Below are 443 nucleotides of genomic sequence, written 5' to 3'. Positions count from 1 at the left end.
ACCCATGGCAAATGACGAAACGCTCGCGAGGGCCCTGACCAACGTGGGGCATCAACGCGAGACGTTTGAGGCCGAGTACGAGCGGGTGAGCGTCTTGTCAGACCGACGCCCCCCCTTTAACGTTCAACGCCCGTATCAAAATAGCTGAGATCTCAATGTGTGAATTTGATGATCTGATTGATATCGCGCCTCGTGGAAAGGCGACTCAGAGTTCGCTTTCGCAATGGAGTCTACCAGATGGAGCTCAGGCTTTGGTTCAACCTCTCCATCAGGACTTCTTAATCCACACGGAGTTTGAATTAAACCCTTGGTGGCAAATCGATTTAAGAAACATTTTCCCGCTCAACCGAATTATCATCGGAAACCGGCGCGAAGTTACTTACCAAGAACGCGCATGCCATTTACGTGTTGAAGCCTCCGTCGACGGGCACAATTGGCAATTC

1 protein-coding gene is annotated in these 443 nt (G+C 51.0%); it reads left to right on the top strand.

Features of this window, described 5'->3' with window-relative positions; all coding sequences use genetic code 11:
- Positions 1 to 155: 155 nt before the first annotated feature.
- A partial coding sequence (locus NBZ85_RS31850) for a galactose-binding domain-containing protein (RefSeq protein WP_261563506.1) occupies positions 156 to 443 on the top strand: 288 nt, incomplete at its 3' end.

Origin of the sequence: Frankia tisae (genome assembly GCF_025403405.1) — a bacterium.
GTDB classification, from domain to species: Bacteria; Actinomycetota; Actinomycetes; order Frankiales; family Frankiaceae; genus Frankia; species Frankia tisai.
This window is presented reverse-complemented; position numbering and strand designations above follow the sequence as displayed.